The organism is Brevundimonas sp. CURTG3B2_SDJG (genome assembly GCF_057364705.1).
The window spans coordinates 1-1536 of sequence record NZ_JBNFOJ010000451.1; the positions used below are offsets into that span (position 1 = coordinate 1).

General features: G+C 72.8%; 2 protein-coding genes. One reads left to right on the forward strand and one right to left on the reverse strand.

What is annotated here, in order from left to right:
- On the forward strand, positions 1 to 996 hold a 996-nt coding region (locus tag AC2W7C_RS17695), incomplete at its 5' end, for a helix-turn-helix transcriptional regulator (RefSeq protein ID WP_486002543.1).
- Between the two features lie 13 nt (positions 997 to 1009).
- Here the strand turns inward: AC2W7C_RS17695 and AC2W7C_RS17700 are convergent.
- Positions 1010 to 1536, reverse strand: a 527-nt coding sequence (locus tag AC2W7C_RS17700) for a MaoC family dehydratase (protein ID WP_486002544.1), incomplete at its 5' end; no start/stop codon positions are given.

Genomic DNA, 1536 nt, shown 5'->3' on the forward strand with positions numbered 1-1536 from the left:
CGGGGGCGACAGGTCATGGCGACGCGGGCCGAGGGCGGCGCATGGCGGCCGCCCGGCCGGCTCGCGGTCCATGCGGCGATCACCGCGGCGGTCTTCGTCTGCTACATCCTGGGCCGGCTCCTCGATTCCGGCGCAGGGACGGCCCTCGCGGCGATCGGCGCCTCGGCCTGCGGCTGGGCGTGGCTGCTGGCGCGGGCGCTGTTCGATCCGGAAAGGCGCGATGCCTGGTGGCCCCGCGTGGCGGTGCTGGTGGTGACGATCTCCGGCGCGGCCTACACCCTGACGTCCGGCGACGGGGCGTTTCCGCGGGCGGCCGGCAACATCTATGCGCTGAGCGGGTCCGCCGCCCTGCTGCTGACGTTCGTCGAGCCGTTCAACGGCCGCCGGCGCGGGCTGCCCGCGGCCGAGATCCGATTCCGGGCCGCGTTCCTGCTGGTTTACGGTTTGCTCATTGCGGTCTCGATCCTGGACTTCCGGGCTCCAGGCGGGGTGGCGGATCCCGAGCGGATCGACCTGGTCAAGAGCGTCTGCGCCTTGATCGGTTTGGTCGCGGCCACGGGCGCGACGGCGTACCGCCTTCGAAATCCGCTGGCGGCGCATGGCGTCATGACGGCCGCGAAACGACCGGCGACGGCCGAGGACGCGATCCTGGCCGAGCGGCTCAGGCGTCTGCTGCGGGACGAGGCCGTCCATCTGGAGCCGGATCTGAGGATCGGCGACGTGGCCGCGCGGCTGGGATGTCCGGAGCACAGGCTGTCCCAGAGCGTCGGCGCCCTGGGCTTTCGCAACTTCAACCGCCTGATCAACCACCATCGGATCGAAAAGGCGAAGGGGATGCTGGCCGACCCGGACGAGGGCCGGTCGATCCTGGAGATCGCGTTCGACTGCGGGTTCGGCTCCCTCGGCCCATTCAACCGGGCCTTCAAGGACCAGACGGGGGCGACGCCCCGGGCGTTCCGGACGGCGCGCCGCCCGTCCGCGTCCGCCGAAGCCTAGGCGGACGGCGGCGTCACTCCGGCCGGCGCCAGGCGACGATGCGGATCTTCGAGACCTGGACCGCCTCGCCGTGCTGGTTGCGCGTCTCGCTGCGGGTCAGGACCATGCCGCGGTCGGGCTTGGACTTCGATGGCGTCACCTCCAGCACCTCGATGTGGACGGTGAGCGTATCGCCGGGACGGGTGGGGCGCGGCCAGGCGATCTCGCCGCCGGCGCCGACCAGGCCGCCCGCGAACGGCAGGCCGTCGACCAGCAGGCGCATGGTCAGGGCGGCGGTGTGCCAGCCGCTGGCGGCCAGGCCGCCGAACAGGCTGTCCCGGGCGGCGGCCTCATCCAGGTGGAAGGGCTGGGGATCGTACTGGCGGGCGAAGGCCTTGATGTCCTCGGCCGTGACCGTCAGGGAGCCGGTGACGAAGGTTTGGCCGACCTGGATGTCGTCCAGGTGCAGGCGCGGGGCGTCGGGGTTCGTCATGGCCCGGAGATAGGTCTGGGCCGCGACGGCGTCCAGCGCCTCAGCCCCGGGCCCCGCCGCCGCGCGCG